Source organism: Microbacterium luteolum, assembly GCF_039533965.1.
Taxonomy (GTDB): Bacteria; Actinomycetota; Actinomycetes; order Actinomycetales; family Microbacteriaceae; genus Microbacterium; species Microbacterium luteolum.
The window spans coordinates 385,389-403,399 of the sequence record NZ_BAAAUN010000001.1 but is presented as its reverse complement, the minus strand read 5'-3'; the positions used below and the strand labels follow the sequence as shown (position 1 = coordinate 403,399).

The 18,011-nt window shown below is 69.2% G+C and carries 13 protein-coding genes; 8 read left to right on the top strand and 5 right to left on the bottom strand.

Translation table 11 applies throughout. The annotated features are described in order from the left end of the window. Positions 1-13: 13 nt before the first annotated feature. The 5 genes from ABD648_RS01965 (at position 14) to ABD648_RS01945 (ending at position 5,847) form a co-directional block, all read left to right on the top strand. Positions 14-595, top strand: a complete 582-nt coding sequence (locus tag ABD648_RS01965) for a DUF3000 domain-containing protein (RefSeq protein WP_282217054.1) — start codon at positions 14-16, stop codon at positions 593-595. Next, positions 588-1,781, top strand: coding sequence for a ribonuclease D (locus ABD648_RS01960; protein ID WP_282217053.1), 1,194 nt, complete (start codon positions 588-590; stop codon positions 1,779-1,781). The genes ABD648_RS01965 and ABD648_RS01960 overlap by 8 nt, the downstream gene beginning before the upstream one ends. Before the next feature lie 73 nt (positions 1,782-1,854). Then, positions 1,855-3,060: a thiolase family protein gene (locus tag ABD648_RS01955; protein ID WP_282217052.1), complete on the top strand. Its 1,206-nt coding sequence runs from the start codon at positions 1,855-1,857 to the stop codon at positions 3,058-3,060. Next, positions 3,057-5,198, top strand: coding sequence for a 3-hydroxyacyl-CoA dehydrogenase NAD-binding domain-containing protein (locus ABD648_RS01950; protein ID WP_282217051.1), 2,142 nt, complete (start codon positions 3,057-3,059; stop codon positions 5,196-5,198). The genes ABD648_RS01955 and ABD648_RS01950 overlap by 4 nt, the downstream gene beginning before the upstream one ends. Positions 5,199-5,295: 97 nt before the next feature. Further along, positions 5,296-5,847 (top strand): hypothetical protein, encoded by a 552-nt coding sequence (locus ABD648_RS01945; protein ID WP_282217050.1) that lies wholly within the window; start codon positions 5,296-5,298, stop codon positions 5,845-5,847. Here the strand turns inward: ABD648_RS01945 and ABD648_RS01940 are convergent. From ABD648_RS01940 to ABD648_RS01930, 3 genes are read right to left on the bottom strand one after another with little or no spacing between them, the layout of a single operon-like run. Then, entirely contained in the window at positions 5,832-7,463 is a 1,632-nt protein-coding gene (locus ABD648_RS01940; RefSeq protein WP_282217049.1) for a GMC oxidoreductase, read from the bottom strand. The two genes, ABD648_RS01945 and ABD648_RS01940, sit on opposite strands and share 16 nt — an antisense overlap. After that, positions 7,460-8,365 carry a YegS/Rv2252/BmrU family lipid kinase gene (locus tag ABD648_RS01935; protein WP_282217048.1) on the bottom strand — a complete coding sequence of 302 codons (906 nt, stop codon included), beginning with the start codon at positions 8,363-8,365 and terminating at the stop codon, positions 7,460-7,462. Before ABD648_RS01935 ends, ABD648_RS01940 begins: the two co-directional genes overlap by 4 nt. A 1-nt stretch (position 8,366) precedes the next feature. Beyond that, entirely contained in the window at positions 8,367-10,001 is a 1,635-nt protein-coding gene (locus tag ABD648_RS01930) for an FAD-binding oxidoreductase (RefSeq protein ID WP_282217047.1), read from the bottom strand. Between the two features lie 20 nt (positions 10,002-10,021). On the opposite strand from ABD648_RS01930, the gene ABD648_RS01925 reads away from it, so the two are divergent. From ABD648_RS01925 to ABD648_RS01915, 3 genes are all read left to right on the top strand, one after another. Further along, a complete protein-coding gene (locus ABD648_RS01925) occupies positions 10,022-10,630 on the top strand; it encodes a TetR/AcrR family transcriptional regulator (RefSeq protein WP_282217046.1) in 609 nt (202 codons plus the stop codon). Further along, positions 10,627-12,096, top strand: coding sequence for a glycerol-3-phosphate dehydrogenase/oxidase (locus tag ABD648_RS01920; RefSeq protein WP_282217045.1), 1,470 nt, complete (start codon positions 10,627-10,629; stop codon positions 12,094-12,096). Before ABD648_RS01925 ends, ABD648_RS01920 begins: the two co-directional genes overlap by 4 nt. A 94-nt stretch (positions 12,097-12,190) precedes the next feature. Next, positions 12,191-12,889, top strand: a complete 699-nt coding sequence (locus ABD648_RS01915; protein ID WP_282217044.1) for an SPFH domain-containing protein — start codon at positions 12,191-12,193, stop codon at positions 12,887-12,889. Between the two features lie 34 nt (positions 12,890-12,923). Here ABD648_RS01915 and dxs read toward each other — a convergent pair whose 3' ends face one another. After that, positions 12,924-14,864: a 1-deoxy-D-xylulose-5-phosphate synthase gene (dxs, locus tag ABD648_RS01910; protein WP_282217043.1), complete on the bottom strand. Its 1,941-nt coding sequence runs from the start codon at positions 14,862-14,864 to the stop codon at positions 12,924-12,926. 156 nt (positions 14,865-15,020) lie between these two features. Then, on the bottom strand, positions 15,021-17,858 hold the full coding sequence (locus ABD648_RS01905; RefSeq protein ID WP_282217042.1) for an aconitate hydratase: 2,838 nt from the start codon (positions 17,856-17,858) through the stop codon (positions 15,021-15,023). Positions 17,859-18,011: the final 153 nt, after the last annotated feature.

The window sequence follows — 18,011 nt, the reverse complement described above, 5'->3', positions numbered from 1 at the left end:
CTAGCCTGTTGCCGTGACCGCACACCCCGATGCCGGGACCCCTTTCGACAGCGCGATGGCCGAACTGCGCGAGACCGCGTTCCGCGACGACATCACGGTGCGCGAGATCTCCACGCCCCAGGGCCTGGCGCCCTTCGCCGTCGCTCTCGCCGCCGACGTGCGTCCGGAGGGCGACGGAGAGTCGATCTACGGCACCGGCCGGTTCGTGCTGCTGCACGATCCGGACGAGCCAGGAGCCTGGGGCGGGGCGTGGCGCATCGTGATCTTCGCGCAGGCGCCGCTCGAGAGCGAGATCGGCACGGACCCCCTGCTGGCGGACGTGACGTGGTCCTGGCTGGTCGATGCGCTCGACTCCCGCGAGGCGATCTACCACTCGGCATCGGGCACTTCTACGAAGACGCTGTCCAAGGGATTCGGCGGCCTCGCCGTCGAAGGCGACGGCGCACAGATAGAATTGCGGGCGTCCTGGACTCCGGATGGCCCGTTCCGACCTCACGTCGAAGCATGGGCCGAGCTGGTCGGAATGCTGGCGGGACTTCCGCCGGGCTCCGAGGGCATCGCCGTGATCGGCGCTCGAAAGGCAGCACGTGACTGAATACTCCGTGATCTCGGATGTCGACGAGTTCCGCGCGGCGTGCGCCGCACTCGCGGCCGGCACCGGACCGGTCGCCGTCGACGTCGAGCGGGCGTCCGGCTTCCGCTACTCGCAGCGCGCCTACCTGGTCCAGGTGTTCCGGCGGGACGCGGGCGTCTTCCTGTTCGATCCCCCGGAGCTCGGCGACTTCTCCCCGCTCCAGGAGGCGATCGGCGAGACGGAGTGGGTCTTCCACGCCGCGAGCCAGGACCTCCCCTCCCTCCGCGAGCTCCACCTCGAGCCGCCGTCGATCTTCGACACCGAGCTCGCGTCGCGCCTGCTCGGGCACGAACGCGTGGGCCTCGCCGCCGTCGTCGAGGACACCCTCGGGATCACGCTCAAGAAGGAGCACTCCGCCTCGGACTGGTCGACCCGTCCGCTCCCGGACTCGTGGCTCGACTACGCGGCGCTCGACGTGCTGCACCTGATCGACGTCCGCGACGCGCTCGTCGCCGAGCTCGAGGAGCAGGAGAAGACGGAGTTCGCCGCCGAGGAGTTCGCCGCGACGCTGACCCGCCTGCCCAAGCCCCCGCGCGAGGACCCCTGGCGCCGTCTGAGCGGTCTGCACCAGGTGCGCGGCGCACGCAATCTCGCGGTCGCCCGGTCCCTGTGGCAGGCCCGCGAGACGTTCGCGCAGGAACAGGACGTCTCCCCGGGCCGGCTGGTTCCGGATCGCTCGCTCGTCGCCGCCGTGATGGCGAACCCGCAGTCGAAGCAGGCTCTGGCCGGTGTCAAGGAGTTCCAGGGTCGTGCGAGCCGCACGCAGCTGGACCGCTGGTGGCAGGCCATCGTGGACGGCCGCGCCACGGAGGAGCTCCCCCGCGAACGGGTTCCGAGCGACACCCTCCCGCCGCCGCGTGCCTGGTCGGATCGCAACCCCGAAGCAGACGCGCGTCTGAAGGCCGCCCGCCCTGTCGTCGAGGCGGTCGCCGAGGAACTGGGGATGCCGACCGAGAACCTGCTGACCCCGGAGTTCCTGCGACGCGTGGCCTGGGACGCGCCCGGTGAGACCGCGGAGGACATCGGAGCCGCCCTCTCGGCGCTCGGCGCACGTCCGTGGCAGATTGCACAGACCGCACAGAAGATCGCGGCTGCCTTTGTAGAGGCGACGCAATCGCCTGACACCACGCCCGCACCCGCTTCGTAGGTTCGATCCAACCGATTCTTCCCGGTTTCGGCGCCTTCCTAGACTGAGGCGACCGCACAAACTTGGAGGCAGAGTGGCCGAGATCTCGGACGTCTTCTTCGTCGATGGAGTGCGCACCCCGTTCGGGCGCGCCGGCGAAAAGGGCATGTACTGGAACACCCGCGCTGATGACCTCGCCGTCAAGGCGACCATCGGCCTCATGGAGCGCAACGCGGCCGTCCCGGCCGACCGCATCGATGACGTCGCGATCGCCGCGACGAGCCAGACCGGCGACCAGGGCCTCACCCTCGGGCGATCCGTGGCGATCCTCGCGGGCCTCCCGCAGACGGTCCCCGGCCTCGCCGTCGAGCGCATGTGCGCCGGTGCGATGACCAGCGTCACCACCATGGGCGCATCCATCGGCGTCGGCATGTACGACTTCGCCCTCGCGGGCGGCGTCGAGCACATGGGACATCACCCGATCGGCGGCAACGCCGACCCGAACCCGCGGTTCGTCGCCGAGAAGATGGTCGAACCCGGTGCCCTCAACATGGGCGTCACGGCAGAGCGGATCTTCGACCGCTTCCCGCATCTCACCAAGGAGCGCTCCGACCGCTTCGGCATGCTCAGCCAGCACAAGGTGCAGGCCGCGTACGACGCGGGAAAGATCCAGCCCGACCTGGTCTCCGTCGCCACGAAGGGCGCTGACGGCGCCTGGGGGCTCGCGACCGAGGATGAAGGTCGTCGCCCGCAGACCACGATGGAGGACCTCGCCGCGCTCAAGACGCCGTTCCGTCCGCACGGACGCGTCACGGCAGGTACCTCCTCGCCGCTCACCGACGGCGCGACCATGTCGCTGCTCGCCGGCGGCGGTGCGGTCAAGGAGTTCGGTCTCGCCCCGAAGATGCGGATGGTCTCGTTCGCGTTCGCCGGCGTGCAGCCCGAGATCATGGGCATCGGGCCGATCCCCTCCACGGAGAAGGCCTTGAAGAAGGCCGGCCTGCAGATCTCCGACATCGGACTGTTCGAGCTGAACGAAGCGTTCGCCATCCAGGTGATCTCGCTGCTCGACCACTTCGGCATCGCGGACGACGACCCGCGGGTCAACCAGTGGGGCGGCGCGATCGCGCTCGGCCACCCGCTCGCGGCATCCGGTGTGCGTCTGATGATCCAGCTCGCGGCCCAGTTCGCCGAGCGCCCTGATGTCCGCTATGGCCTGACGGCGATGTGCGTCGGCCTGGGCCAGGGCGGTTCGGTCATCTGGGAGAACCCGCACTACGACGGAAAGAAGAAGAAGTGAGCTACGAAGACGTCGACTTCTCGCCCATCCAGGCGCTCACCGAGGGAGAGGTCATCACGCACTCCCCCGTGCGCGACATCCGCCTCGCCTCCGGCAAGACCCTCGCGCTGATCACGCTCGACAACGGTCGCGACCACAACCGGCCCAGCACGCTGGGACCCGCCACGCTCACCGAGCTCGGCGAGACCCTCGACGCGCTCAAGGCCCGGGCGGCAGCAGGTGAGATCCAGGCGGTCGGCATCACCGGCAAGCAGTACATCCTCGCCGCCGGCGCCGACCTGTCCGACATCAGCAAGGTCGGGTCGCGCGACAACGCCCGCCTGATCGCGCAGCTCGGCCACAAGGTCCTCGGCAAGCTCGGCGAGCTCGGGGTCCCCTCGTTCGCCTTCGTGAACGGCCTGGCGCTCGGCGGCGGGCTGGAGATCGCGCTCAACTCGTCGTACCGCACGGTCGACGCCTCCGCCGCGGCGATCGCGCTGCCCGAGGTCTTCCTCGGCATCATCCCCGGCTGGGGCGGCGCCTATCTGCTGCCGAACCTCATCGGCATCGAGAACGCCCTCGAGGTCGTCATCTCGAACCCGCTGAAGCAGAACCGGATGCTGAAGCCCCAGCAGGCGTTCGACCTGGGGATCGTCGACGCGATCTTCCCCGCGGCGAACTACCTCGAGAACTCGCTCGCGTGGGCGGACGCGGTCCTCGGCGGCAAGAAGGTCGAGCGGAAGAACGAGCCGGGCAAGATCGAGCGACTCACCAAGTGGCCGATCGCGATCAAGATGGCGCGCGGGATGCTGGAGTCGAAGATCGGCACCGTTCCGAAGTCCCCGTATGCGGCGCTCGACCTTCTCGACAAGGCGAAGAGCGGCACCAAGGCAGAAGGTTTCGCCCGCGAGGACGAAGCCCTCGCCGAGCTCGTCACGGGTGACCAGTTCGCCGCCTCGATGTATGCGTTCGATCTGGTGCAGAAGCGTGCGAAGCGCCCCGTCGGCGCACCCGACAAGGAGCTCGCGAAGAAGGTCACGAAGGTCGGCATCATCGGCGCGGGCCTCATGGCCAGTCAGTTCGCCCTGCTCTTCGTGCGCAAGCTCCAGGTCCCGGTGCTGATCACCGATCTGGATCAGGCGCGCGTCGACAAGGGCGTGGCGTACATCCACGAGGAGATCGGCAAGCTCGAGGCCAAGGGACGGCTCGACTCCGACGCGGCGAACAGACTGCGCGCGCTCGTCACCGGCACGACCGACAAGACCCTCTACGCGGACTGCGACTTCGTGATCGAGGCCGTGTTCGAAGAGGTGGGCGTCAAGCAGCAGGTGTTCGGCGAGATCGAGAAGATCATCGCCGAGGACGCGATCCTCGCGACCAACACCTCGTCGCTCTCGGTCGAGGAGATCGGGTCGAAGCTGGCGCACCCTGAGCGCCTGGTCGGCTTCCACTTCTTCAACCCGGTCGCCGTGATGCCGCTGATCGAGATCGTGAAGACGCCGGCGACGGCGGATGCCGCACTCTCGACCGCCTTCGTCGTCGCGAAGAACCTCGGCAAGAACGCGGTGCTCACCGCTGACGCGCCCGGTTTCGTCGTGAACCGCCTGCTCGCCAAGGTCATGGGCGAAGCGGCGCGCGCCGTCTACGAGGGCACCCCGATCGCCGATGTCGAGAAGGCCTTCGGTCCGCTCGGCCTCCCGATGGGTCCGTTCCAACTGATCGACCTGGTCGGCTGGAAGGTCGCCGCGCACGTGCAGGACACGATGGTGCACGCGTTCCCCGACCGCTTCTACGCGAACGAGAACTTCCACGCTCTCGCCGAGTTGGACGCGGTCGTCGAGAAGGACAAGGGCGGTCGGGTGACCGGCTGGACGAAGCAGGCGGAGAAGGTGCTCAAGCCGGCTGTCGGCAAGGCGCCGGCCTCGGCGGCGACCATCCTCCAGCGCGTGCAGGACGGTCTCGCCACCGAGATCAAGCTCATGCTCGACGAGGGAGTCGTCCCCGAGGTCGAGGATATCGATCTCTGCCTCATCCTGGGCGCGGGCTGGCCCTTCATCGACGGTGGCGCTTCGCCGTACCTGGACCGCGAGGGTGCATCGGACCGTGCGTTCGGCGCTTCGTTCCACACTCCGCAGATCCGCGGCATCGAGAGCCGCTGAGCGCGAAGCCGCTCGACGCGGCGCCCCATCCGGATCGTTCACGATTCGGATGGGGCGCCGCGCCGTGCGCCGATGGCTCGGGGCCTAGCCTGAGAAGATGATCGACCGACCATCGCCGCGCACCGCCGAGCACCCCATGGCGTTCCGCTGGAGCGAGTTCCGTCGAGGTGCGCTCGCCGCGTTGATCTCCTTCAACGTGCTGTTCCTGCCGGTCGCGACGATCGTCGGCACGATCTCGACCGGCAACCCGAGCGGCATCCTCGTCGTCTTCTTCTACGTGGCGCTGCTCCATCTGGTCTACGTCCTGGCGATATCCGCGGCCGCGACGGTGATCGGCGGGTGTGCGGCGTACGGCCTGGGCGTGCTTCTGCGCGGAGTCTCGAGCGTCCGTCGGCACATCTTCGCGTTCGCCGGCCTCGGTCTCCTGGTCGGCGGGATCGTCATCCTGATCGTCGGCTCCTGGCCCAAGGCCGAGAACGACATCTACGGCACCCTGCTCGACCAGATCACCACACCGATCGTCGCCCTGCCGCTCCTCGCTCTGTGCGCGTTCAGCGTCGCCTACGGCTGGCATTGGACGGCTTCTCGTTCGCTGGAGGCCGACGGCGTCGAACAGCTCTCCGCCCCCGAAGGTCAGCTCCCGGGCTGACGGGGTCTCCGGTCCTCCTCACCACGACGGGGCCAATGCGACAGCGCCCGCTCGGCGAGAGCGGTGATCGTCAGCGACGGGTTCACCCCGGGATTGGCCGGCACGGCCGCGCCGTCGACCACATGCAGTCCCGGATGCCCCCACACGCGGTGATACGCATCGATCACGCCGTTCGCCGGCGAGTCGGAGATCACCGCCCCGCCGAGGAAATGCGCGGTGAGGGGGATGCCGAAGACCTCGGGCCACGATCCGCGCGCCTCGGCGGGAACGCCGCCTTCCCTGCGCATCCGCGCGGCGATGGCACGCGCGGCGCGATGCGCCTGCGGCAGATGGCTCGGATTCGGCTCCCCATGACCTTGAGCGCTGGTCAGGATGAGGCGACCGAGCCTCTGTCGCAGCGAGAGCGTGAGCGAGTTGTCCGCCGTCTGCATCACGAGAGCGATGATGCCGCGCTCGCTCCAGCGCCGCAGCGACCCCAGGCGCCACTGGCGTATCGGCGACCTCACGGCGCGGGCCACGACGCCGCCGATCCTCCGGGCGAGCGAGCGGTCTCCCGACACCATCACGGTCGCGAGGGCACCCATCAGGTTCGAGCCCGGTCCGTAGCGGACGTTCTCGACATGCGTGTGCTCGTCCACATGGAAAGACGTCGTGATCGCCACGCCGTGGGCCAGCGCGAGGGAATCCGGGACCCTCGTCGCCACCGCGCCGTCCAGCGCCTCGGAGTTGGTGCGGGTGAGCCGGCCCACGGCATCCGAGACGTGCGGGAGCGCCCCGGTGTGCTTCATGCGGTGCAGCAGCTGCTGCGTGCCCCAGGTGCCCGCTGCGAGCACGACCTGGCGTGCGGTCACGGTGCGCCGCTCATGCCGGAGCCACGCGCCGCTGCGCTGCGTCGTGACGGCGAACCCGCCGGTCTCGAGCGCTCGCACCTCGGTGACGGTGCGAAGCGGCTCGATGGCGGCGCCGCGACGCTCCGCGAGGGCGAGGTAGTTCTTCATCAGGGTGTTCTTCGCGCCGACCCGGCATCCGACCATGCAGTTTCCGCACAGCGTGCACCCGGTGCGCTCTGGCCCCTCCCCGCCGAAGAACGGATCCGCCGTGCGCTCCCCCGGCTTGCCGAACCAGACGCCCACGGGCGCGTGACGGAAGGTGCTCCCCACGCCGAGATCCTCGGCGGCGCCGGCCATGATCCTCTCCACCGGTCCGCTGTGGGGGTAGCGCTCGACGACGCCGAGCATCCGCTTCGCCGTCACGTAGTGGGGCGCGAGCTCGGTCTCCCAGTCGGCGAGTCCCGCCCACTGCAGGTCGGCGAAGAACGCTGCGCCAGGCTGATAGAGGGTGTTCGCGTAGTTCAGCGAGCCACCGCCCACACCGGCACCCGCGAGGATCATCACGTGGGGCAGCCGGTGGATGCGCTGCACGCCGAAGCATCCGAGTCCCGGTGCCCACAGGTAGCGGCGCACGTCCCAGCTCGTCTTCGCGAAGTCCTCGTCCTCGAAGCGCCGCCCCGCCTCGAACACCCGCACGCGATACCCCTTCTCGGTCAGGCGCAGGGCGGCCACCGACCCGCCGAATCCGGAGCCCACGATCACGACGTCTTCATCGAAACCGCTCACGATCGGCCTCCCTCAGCTGGCGTCATCACGGTCAGCGCCGCCGCGCGCACCGAGATGGTGCACTCGTCCTCACCGAGACGCTCGCCGTCGGCGTACACGACGAGACCGGGCGCGCTCACCGTGACCGTCCGTGCGCGGCGACGCTGCACTTCCGGCCGCGAGAGATGCCGTCCGCTCAGGAGCAGCGGGAACAGCCGCAGGAGCCTCAGACGTCCGATCCGGGCCACCTGGACGAGATCGAGCAACCCGTCGTCGGGCTCCGCTCCGACGCACACCGGCATGCCGCCCCCGTAGCTCGCGGTGTTGCCCACCGCGACGAGGGTGCCGAGCGCTGTGACGGGCGCCTCCCCGTCCACGGCCACCGTGAAGCGCAGCGGCCGGAGGCGTGCGAGCTCGATGACGAGCGCCAGGTAGTAGCGAAGAGCTCCGTGCGGCCAGCGAAGCCTGTTCGTGCGGTCGCTGACCTTGGCGTCGAATCCCAGCGCGGCGATGGTGAGGAAACGCGCGGTGCGGTCGCCGGTCGTCACCTCGCCGACGTCGATCACGCGTCCGGCGCCGGTCAGTGCAAGTTCCGCGGCGGCAGCCGGATCGTGCCGCGGCAGCCCGAGCGCTCGGGCGAGGTCGTTGCCCGTACCCGCGGCGACGAGCGCGACGGGGACGGATGCCGCGCAGACCGCGTCGAGGATCGCGGAGAGCGTCCCGTCCCCTCCGACAACCACCAGGACGTCAGGGCCCTCGTCGAGCGCGCGCACGGCGAGCTCGACGGTCGCCGACGCGGAATCGCCGACGTAGACGCGCACGTCGGCTCCCTGCGACCGCAGGTGCGAGACCGCGGCATCCGTCGCGTGTACGCCCCGCCCCTTGCCGGCGTACGGATTCGAGAGCAGGGCGATGTGGCCCACGTCAGCCGATCCTCTCGAGCGGCGCCGACGCACCGACGACGGCTCCGGGGTTCATGATGCCGCGCGGATCGAGCTCCCGCTTGATGGCGGTCAGGATGCGGATGCCGGTCTCGCCGATCTCCTGCGCCAGCCACGGTGCGTGATCGCGCCCCACCGCGTGATGATGGCTGATCGTGCCCCCTGCGGCGAGGATCGCGTCGTTCGCGCGCGCCTTCACCGGCAGCCAGGTGGTCAGTGGATCAGAGCGGATGCCGGCGAGCACGGTGAAGTACAGCGATGCGCCCGTCGGGTAGACGTGTGAGACATGACACATCACGTACGACTTGGCACCGGCATCCGCGAAACCCTCGCGCAGGGCGTTCGCGACGGCGGTGCGCAGACTCTGCAGGTTCGCCCAGGTGGTCGCCGTCTCCAGCGTCTCGCAGAAGACGCCCGCGTCGAGGAGGGAGTCGCGAAGGTACGGTCCGTCGAAGCGCCCTGACACCCACTCCTCGGCGGCACCCTGGCCGGACGAGGTTCCTCCCGCCGCCGCGAGCAGAGCGGCGGTCCGCTCGCGTCTCTCGGCGATGCCGTCGCCCTCGTACACGGTGACGACGCTCGCGCCCTTCGCCAGCGCCTTTCCGATGCGGCCGACCTGCGCCAGGCTCACGGCGGTCTCCGCTTCGTCCGACAGCCGTATCACCGTCGGCCCGCCGCCGTTCTGCGCGACCGCGCGCAGTCCCTCCGCACCGCTCGCGAAGTCGGGGAACGACCAGGCCTCGAAGACCCTCTCCGTCGGAACAGGGTGCACGCGCACGCGCACTTCGGTGATCACCCCGAAGATCCCCTCCGAGCCGAGGAAGACGCGAACCAGGTCGGGACCCGCCGCGGAGCCCGGTGAGCGGCCGAGGTCGATGTCGCCGGTGGGCGTCGCGACCCGGATGCCGGTCACCATCGTGTCGAAGCGGCCGTACCCGGCCGAGTTCTGTCCGGAGGATCGGGCGGCCGCGAACCCGCCGATCGTCGCGTAGCGGAAACTCTGCGGGTAGTGCCCCAGTTCGAGGCCGTGCGCCGACAGCAGCGCCTCGGCTTCAGGCCCGGTGGTCCCGGCCGCCAACACGGCCTCGCCGCTGACCTGGTCGAGCTTCAGGAGTCCACTGAGGCGCCGGAGATCGAGGCTGAGGACGGCGCGGTGTGCTCCGCGCTCCGGATCGAGCGCACCCACGACGCTGGTGCCGCCGCCGAACGGGATCACTGCGATGTCACGAGCGGCGGCGAGGGCGAGGCAGTCGCGCACTTCGTCGTGACTGCCGGGACGGATGACCGCATCCGGCACCTGCTGGGTGCTCTCACGGCGGCGGAGGAGATCGGGCGTCGACCTGCCCCCGGCGTGTCGGATCCGCCCCTCCGCGGACGCGTCGACCTGGTCGCTCCCGACGACGGCGGCGAAACCCGCAAAGTCCTCTGCGGTGAGCGCGCAGTCGGCGATGCGGACCTCGTCGAGTGCGGGCGCGGCCGGCGGGCGGCGGATGCGGCCCAGCAGGAGCGGCAGAAGCGCTCGCACCGCACGTGGCAGCTCGTGTGCCTGGGCAGGATCTCCCCAGCCGTTCCAGCGCATCGGACCGGCGTCGGCGCCTCTGCCGTTCTCTTGCTCCATGCGTTACAGTGTGACAGATCATGGAAGAACGTCAACCAGGAAGATCCGCTCTCCTCGCCGCTCGCCCGCAGTGGGACGCGACGCAGGCCCGCGTCCTCGACGCGGCCGACGCCCTCATCGGCCGTCGCGGAGTCCACGGCGTGACCATCGCCGAACTCGCACGGCGCTCGTCGCTGAGTCGCCCGACGATCTACCGCAGCTGGAACGATGCGGACGACGTCGTCCGCTCCGCCCTGTTGCGACGCGTCGTGGGGCTCATCGATCAGTTCCCTGCTCCGGCTCGCACCCGCTCCGCGCTCGTCGACGACGTCATGAGATTCACCTCCCTGTTCCGCAACGACGCGGTGTACGGCCGCCTGCTCGCCGATGAGCCGGAGGCGTTCACCCGTTACACGCTGCAGCGCGTCGGCTCCAGCCAGCGGATGATCCTGCAGTGGCTCGCCACGGCCATCGGCGCCGCGCAGGACGACGGCTCGGTGCGCACGGGCGAGCCGCAGGAGATCGCGGTGATGCTGCTCCTGATCGCACAGTCGGCCGTGATCTCGCATGGCACGGTCGCCGATCTCATCGATGAAGCAGCCTGGGAGCGCGAGCTGCGCGCGGCGCTCGACGGACATCTGCGGGCATGAGTCGCCCGTCGTCCGACCTCGATCCTCGTCGCCGTCGCCGAGAGCTGGACCGATCATCCCTCGACGAGGTCGACGTGCTCGTGGTGGGCGGCGGGATCACCGGAGCAGGCGTCGCGCTCGACGCCGCATCCCGGGGGTTGAGCGTGACACTCGTCGAAGCCGAGGACCTGGCCTTCGGGACCAGCCGGTTCAGCTCGAAGCTCGTGCACGGCGGGCTCCGCTATCTCGCGACCGGTGACATCGCGACCGCGAGGGAGAGCGCCCAGGAGCGCCACCTCCTCATGACGGCGATCGCGCCGCACCTCATCCGTCCACTGGCACAGCTACTGCCCTTCCGCCCCGGCGTGACCTGGCGGCAACGAGGCGCCGGCGCGGTGGGGATGACTCTCGGCGACCTTCTGCGCATGCAGGCCCGCACTCCGCGTTCTGTGCTGCCCGCCCCGCGCCCCGTGTCGGCACGGACCGCGGCGCGCCTCTTCCCGGCGCTCGACGCGCGGGGCCTCCGCGGCGGCATGCTCTCGTACGACGGACAGCTGGTCGATGACGCGCGGCTCGTCGTGACCGTGGCGAGGACGGCGGCCGGAATGGGGGCACGCATCCTCACGCACGTCCGCGCCGAGCGGCTGCACGCCGGCGGGGCGGTCGTGACGGACGAGTTCACCGGCGAGCGGTTCGAGATCCGCGCGCGCAGCGTGATCAACGCGACCGGCGTGTGGGCCGGCACGCTCGACGACGCCATCTCCGTCCGACCCAGCCGGGGCACGCATATCGTTCTCGACGCAGCGGACCTCGGCGATCCGTCCGCCGCCCTCACGATTCCGCACGAGGGTTCGATCAGCCGCTACGTGTTCGCTCTCCCCCAGCGAGGGCGACGCGTGATCGTGGGACTCACCGACGAGAGCGCGCCTGGACCCGTTCCCCGGATCGCGGAGGCGAGCGAACCCGAGATCGCCTTCCTCCTCGCCACCCTGAACCGGGTGGTGTCGACGCCGATCCGACGCGACCAGGTGCGCGGCTCCTTCGCCGGCCTGCGTCCCCTGGTCGACAACGGTGCGGATGCCACAGCCGATGTCTCGCGCCGGCACCTGGTCGCCGTCTCCGAGGGCGGATTCGTCACCGTCCTCGGCGGCAAGCTCACCACCTACCGACGGATGGCGGAGGATGCCGTCGACCTTGCCGTGCGCACGCGCGGCCTGCCCCTCGCGCCGAGCCGCTCGGCGTCGATCCGACTGATCCAGGATGACGTGGTCGGCCGCGCCCGCCTCGCGGACGCGGAAGCCGAGGTCGCGGAAGGCATCGCGGTCACCCGCGCGGAAGTCGAGTTCGCCGTGCGGGCCGAGGGCGCGATGACGGTCGACGACGTGATGGAGCGTCGGACGCGGATCGGACTCGTCGATGCCGATCGCGAGCGCAGCCTCCATGTCGTCGAGGAGATCGTCGCGCAGACGCTCGCGCAGATCGACTGAGACGACCGGGAGAGGAATCGGCCGCGAAATCCACGTGAACATCGGGTGCGCGGGCTCTCCGAGCGGACTCCGACGGCGTCGCAGCGTGCAGAGTATGAGCGTGGACGCGATCTTCAGCATGTTCAGCAGTGGTGGAGCGATGGGTGGCCTGGTCAAGACCGGGACGGCGGTGCTCACGGTCCTCCTCGTCGTGCCGGCGATGCTGAAGCTGTTCTTCGTGACGGTCGACGAGGGCTGGGCCGCGATCCGGACGCGCAACGGCAAGCCGATCATCCGCCGCGCTCGCCTGGGCAAGACGGGAACACCCGGAGTCGGCGAGGTCGTCGTGCTCACACCGGGCTCGCACGGCGCCTTTCCGCTGTTCTACTGGTACAAGCTCATCGATGTGAGGTGCCGGGCGACGGACCTGCCCGCACGGCACCTCACCGCGGCCTCCGGGCACCAGCACCTCGTGCACGCGTCGTTCGAATGGCGTCCTGTCGTGTCGGGCCGCGACCTGCGGGTGTTCGAGCTCGACGTCGTGAACGTCACCGAGCGCGCCGCCAACATCATCTCGGCGGCGCTGCGCGATGCTGTTCGTTCGCTCGAGGGAGCCGAACTCCCCCGCAACGACGAGTTGAGCACGCAGGTTCTGGCGCTGTGCGGCGAGAAGGTGCGCGCGGCCTGCGGAGTCGAGGTCGTCGACGTGCTCATCACGGGAGACGCCCTCACCGACGGCTACCTGCTGTCTCAGGCCATCCGCGGCACCGACAACGCCCCCGAGGTCGTCGCCGCCCTGCACGCGCTGAACTGAGGCCCGTCGGCCCTGCTGCGCTGCGGCTCGGAGGTCAGCGCCGTTCGCGCAGGGGCAGATCGATCGCCTCGGTCTCGCCCGTCTGCCGCGCGACCGGGATCCGGGTGCCGAGCACCTGAGAGACGATGTCCTGCGCGATCTTCGAGGGGGTCAGCCCCGCATCCGTGAGGATCTGATCGCGTGAGGCGTGGTCGATGAACTCGTCCGGAAGGCCCAGTTCGTCCACGGCGGTGTCGATGCCGGCCTCGCGGAGCACCTGGCGCACGCGCGTTCCGATGCCGCCGACGCGGATGCCGTCTTCGAGCGTGATCACCAGTCGGTGCTGCCCTGCGAGCTTCACGACGGAGGGCTGCACGGGGATCGCCCACCGCGGATCGATGACCGTCGCGCCGATCCCCTGAGCGCGGAGACGGTCGGCGACGTCCATGGCCAGCGCGGCGAACGGTCCGATCGCGACGATCAGCACGTCTTCGGACTCGCCGCGGGCGAGCACATCGACGCCGTCCTCCAGACGTTCGATGGCCGGCAGGTCGGCCGCGACCTCTCCCTTGGGGAACCGGATCACGGTCGGTGCGTCATCGACGTCGACCGCCTCGGCGAGGGCCTCGGTGAGGCGCGCAGCATCCCGAGGCGCAGCGATCCTGATGTGCGGCACGATCTGCAGCATCGCGAGATCCCACATGCCGTGGTGGCTGGGGCCATCGGGGCCGGTCACGCCGGCGCGGTCGAGGACGAAGGTGACACCGGCACGGTGCAAGGCGACGTCCATCAGCACCTGGTCGAACGCGCGCCCCATGAAGGTCGCATACAGCGCCACGACAGGATGCAGTCCGCCGAAGGCCAGGCCGGCGGCTGAGGCGACGGCGTGCTGCTCGGCGATCCCGACGTCGTAGACCCGATCGGGGAAGCGCTCAGCGAACGGCGCGAGACCCGTCGGCCGGAGCATCGCCGCAGTCATGGCGATGACGTCGGTGCGGCGCTCGCCGATCGAGACGAGGGAGTCGGAGAACACATCGGTCCAGCTGCGTCCTCCGGACGACAGCTCCTCGCCGGTGGCCGGGTCTATGCGCCCGACGGCATGGAACTGGTCGGCTTCGTCATCGCGGGCGGGCTGATAGCCGCGGCCCTTCTCGGTGATGGCGTGCACGATGACCGGTGCCCCGTAGGACTTCGCGAGCTCGAGCGTCTCGAGCAGCGCGGGGAGATCATGCCCGTCCACCGGGCCGAGGTACTTGATGTCGAGATTGGAATACAGGGCCTCGTTGTTGGTGAATCGCGAGAGGAAGCCGTGCGTGCCGCCGCGCACGCCGCGGAACACCGCACGCCCGACCGGTCCGAAGGCGCGGAACAGGCGATCCGACTTGTGGTGCAGCTCCTTGTAGGCCGCGGCCGTGCGCACACGGTTGAGATACCGCGACATCCCGCCGATCGTCGGGGCATACGAGCGACCGTTGTCGTTCACGACGATCACGAGGTTGCGGTCGTTGTCATCGGAGATGTTGTTCAACGCCTCCCAGGTCATTCCGCCGGTGAGCGATCCGTCGCCGACGACGGCCACCACATGACGATCGGCCCGTCCGGTCGCCGTCAGTGCGCGTGAGACGCCGTCCGCCCAGCTGAGCGAGCTCGAGGCGTGCGAGGACTCGACCACGTCGTGCGCGCTCTCGCTGCGCTGCGGATAGCCGGCGAGACCGCCGCGGACCCGGAGACCTGAGAAGTCCTGGCGCCCGGTGAGCAGCTTGTGCACGTACGACTGGTGCCCCGTGTCGAAGATGAAGGGATCGTCCGGGGAGGAGAACACGCGATGCAGCGCGATCGTCAGCTCGACCACACCGAGGTTCGGGCCGAGGTGGCCGCCGGTGCGGGAGACGTTCTCGACGAGGAACGTGCGGATCTCCGCAGCGAGCTCGCCCAGCTGTTCGGTGGACAGCGCGTCCAGATCACGGGGTCCTGAGATGCTCGGAAGAATGGGCATCTGCACCTCCTCACAGGCTCTGTCTCTGGCGTCCGACAGGGGCCGGACGTCCCCTCGATCCTACCGCGCCGGGCAGGGAAAGCTCGGAGAGCGTGCACCCCTTGACATACGGAGAGGGGCCCGTGTCCGAAGACGCGGGCCCCTCTCGGACTGTGCTCAGACGAGCGAGCGCAGCACGTACTGCAGAATGCCGCCGTTGCGGTAGTAGTCCGCCTCACCGGGGGTGTCGATGCGGACGACCGCGTCGAACTCGACCGCCTGCTTGCCCTCGGGCGAGTTCTCGCTCGGAGTCGCGGTCACGCGCACCGTCTTGGGCGTGACACCCTCGTTCAGCTCCTCCAGGCCCGTGATCGAGACGATCTCGGTGCCGTCGAGTCCGAGGGACTCCCAGCTCTCGCCGGCGGGGAACTGCAGCGGGACGACGCCCATGCCGATCAGGTTCGAGCGGTGGATGCGCTCGAAGCTCTCGGTGATGACGGCCTTGACGCCCAGCAGGCTCGTTCCCTTGGCCGCCCAGTCGCGCGACGAGCCGGAGCCGTACTCCTTGCCGCCGAAGATGACGAGCGGGGTGCCCTGCTCCTGGTAGTTCATGCTCGCGTCGTAGATGTACGACTGCGGTCCACCCGGCAGGGTGAAGTCGCGGGTGTAGCCGCCCTCGACGACCTGGCCGTCGTTGACCGCGGACACCATCATGTTCTTCAGGCGGATGTTCGCGAACGTGCCGCGGATCATGACCTCGTGGTTGCCACGACGGGAGCCGAAGGAGTTGAAGTCCTTGCGGTCGACACCGTGCTCGGTGAGGTATTGGGCCGCGGGCGTGCCGGCCTTGATGTTTCCGGCCGGCGAGATGTGGTCGGTCGTGACCGAGTCGCCGAGCGTCGCCATCACGCGCGCACCCTCGATGTCGCGCACCGGGGTGAGCTCCATCGTCATGCCGTCGAAGTACGGAGCCTTGCGGACGTAGGTCGAGTTTTCGTCCCACTGGAAGATCGCGTCATCCGGCGTCGGAAGGCTCTTCCAGCGCTCGTCGCCGTCGAACACGGTCGCGTACTGCTTGATGAACTGCTCACGGGAGATCGACGAGTCGACGAGCTCCTGCACCTCGGCGGGCGTCGGCCAGATGTCGCGGAGGAACACGTCGTTGCCGTCGGTGCCCTTGCCCAGTGCGTCGTTCTCGAAGTCGAAGTGCATCGATCCGGCCAGCGCGTATGCGATGACCAGCGGCGGGCTGGCGAGGTAGTTCATCTTCACGTCGGGGCTGATGCGCCCCTCGAAGTTGCGGTTTCCGGAGAGGACGGCCGTGACCGCGAGGTCGTGGTCGTTGATGGCCGCGGAGACCTCTTCGATGAGCGGGCCCGAGTTGCCGATGCAGATCGTGCAGCCGTAGCCGACCGTGTAGAAGCCGAGGCCCTCGAGGTCCTTGTCGAGACCGGACTTCTCGTAGTAGTCGGTGACGACCTTCGAGCCCGGGCCGAGCGTGGTCTTGACCCACGGCTTCTGCTTCAGGCCCTTCTCGAGCGCCTTGCGCGCGACGAGACCCGCGGCGATCATGACCGAGGGGTTCGAGGTGTTCGTGCACGACGTGATGGCCGCGAGCGTGACGGCGCCGTTGTCGAGGATGTACTTCTCCCCCGACGGCGTCGTGACCGGCACAGGCTTCGACGCGTTCGCCGGGGCGCCACTGTTGATGTGCACCGGACGCGTCGTCGTGGGCTCCTCCTCGCCGGGGACCGAACCGGGGTCGGATGCCGGGAAGGAGTGCTTCGACTCGAGATCGACGACGGAGTCCGAGGTCGAGGCCGATGCGTACGCCAGGATGTCCTGCTCGAACTGCGACTTCGCCTCCGAGAGGAGGATGCGGTCCTGCGGGCGCTTCGGGCCGGCGATCGACGGGACGACGGTGCCGAGGTCGAGCTCCAGGTACTCGCTGAAGGTCGGCTCGTGCGCCGAGTCGTGCCAGAGCTTCTGCTCCTTGGCGTACGACTCGACGAGCGCGACGGCCTCCTCGCTGCGACCGGTGAGGCGCAGGTAGTCGAGGGTCACGTCGTCGATCGGGAAGATCGCGGCGGTGGAGCCGAACTCGGGCGACATGTTGCCGATGGTCGCGCGGTTGGCGAGCGGGACGGATGCGACGCCCTCGCCGTAGAACTCGACGAACTTGCCGACGACGCCGTGCTTGCGCAGCAGGTCGGTGATCGTGAGCACGACGTCGGTCGCGGTCACGCCGGCGGGGATCTCGCCGCTGAGCTTGAAGCCCACGACACGCGGGATCAGCATCGACACGGGCTGACCGAGCATCGCGGCCTCGGCCTCGATGCCGCCGACGCCCCAGCCGAGCACGCCCAGGCCGTTGACCATCGTGGTGTGCGAGTCGGTGCCGACGCAGGTGTCAGGGTAGGCGCGGAGCACGCCGTCGACGTCGCGGTCGTAGATGACCTTCGCCAGGTGCTCGATGTTCACCTGGTGGACGATGCCGGTCCCCGGGGGGACGACCTTGAAGTCACTGAAGGCCGTCTGGCCCCAGCGGAGGAACTGGTAGCGCTCGCCGTTGCGCTCGTACTCGATCTCGACGTTGCGCTCGAGGGCGTTCTCCGAGCCGAACAGGTCGGCGATGACGGAGTGGTCGATGACCATCTCGGCCGGCGAGAGCGGGTTGATCTTGTTCGCGTCGCCGCCGAGAGCGGTGACGGCTTCGCGCATGGTGGCGAGGTCGACGATGCAGGGAACTCCGGTGAAGTCCTGCATGACCACGCGGGCCGGCGTGAACTGGATCTCGGTGTTCGGCTCCGCCGCGGCATCCCAGGACCCGAGGGCCTCGATCTGCGCCTTCGTCACGTTCGCGCCGTCCTCGGTGCGGAGCAGGTTCTCCAGGAGGACCTTGAGACTGAAGGGGAGCTTCTCGAAACCGGGCACCGTGTCGATGCGGAAGATCTCGTAGTCGGTGCTGCCGACCGTCAGGGTGCTCTTGGCACCGAAGCTGTTCACCGTGGACACGAATCCGTCTCCTTCTATTCGGATGGGAGCGACAGGCGCCTCCATCTTGCTCGCCAGGGAGCCCCTGCGGCTAGGAAGGCGGACCTAACCAGTCTGCCCCGCGGGAGTCGCTGGCGAAAGCCTGCGATTTATCTTGATGTCAAGATAAATCTA

Coding starts and splice junctions, on each gene's coding strand:
- ABD648_RS01925 (WP_282217046.1), top strand. CDS start 10,022: ATGGAAGAACGTCAACCAGGAAGATCCGCTCTCCTCGCCGCTCGCCCG.
- ABD648_RS01945 (WP_282217050.1), top strand. CDS start 5,296: ATGATCGACCGACCATCGCCGCGCACCGCCGAGCACCCCATGGCGTTC.
- ABD648_RS01930 (WP_282217047.1), bottom strand. CDS start 10,001: ATGGAGCAAGAGAACGGCAGAGGCGCCGACGCCGGTCCGATGCGCTGG.
- ABD648_RS01920 (WP_282217045.1), top strand. CDS start 10,627: ATGAGTCGCCCGTCGTCCGACCTCGATCCTCGTCGCCGTCGCCGAGAG.
- dxs (WP_282217043.1), bottom strand. CDS start 14,864: ATGCCCATTCTTCCGAGCATCTCAGGACCCCGTGATCTGGACGCGCTG.
- ABD648_RS01915 (WP_282217044.1), top strand. CDS start 12,191: ATGAGCGTGGACGCGATCTTCAGCATGTTCAGCAGTGGTGGAGCGATG.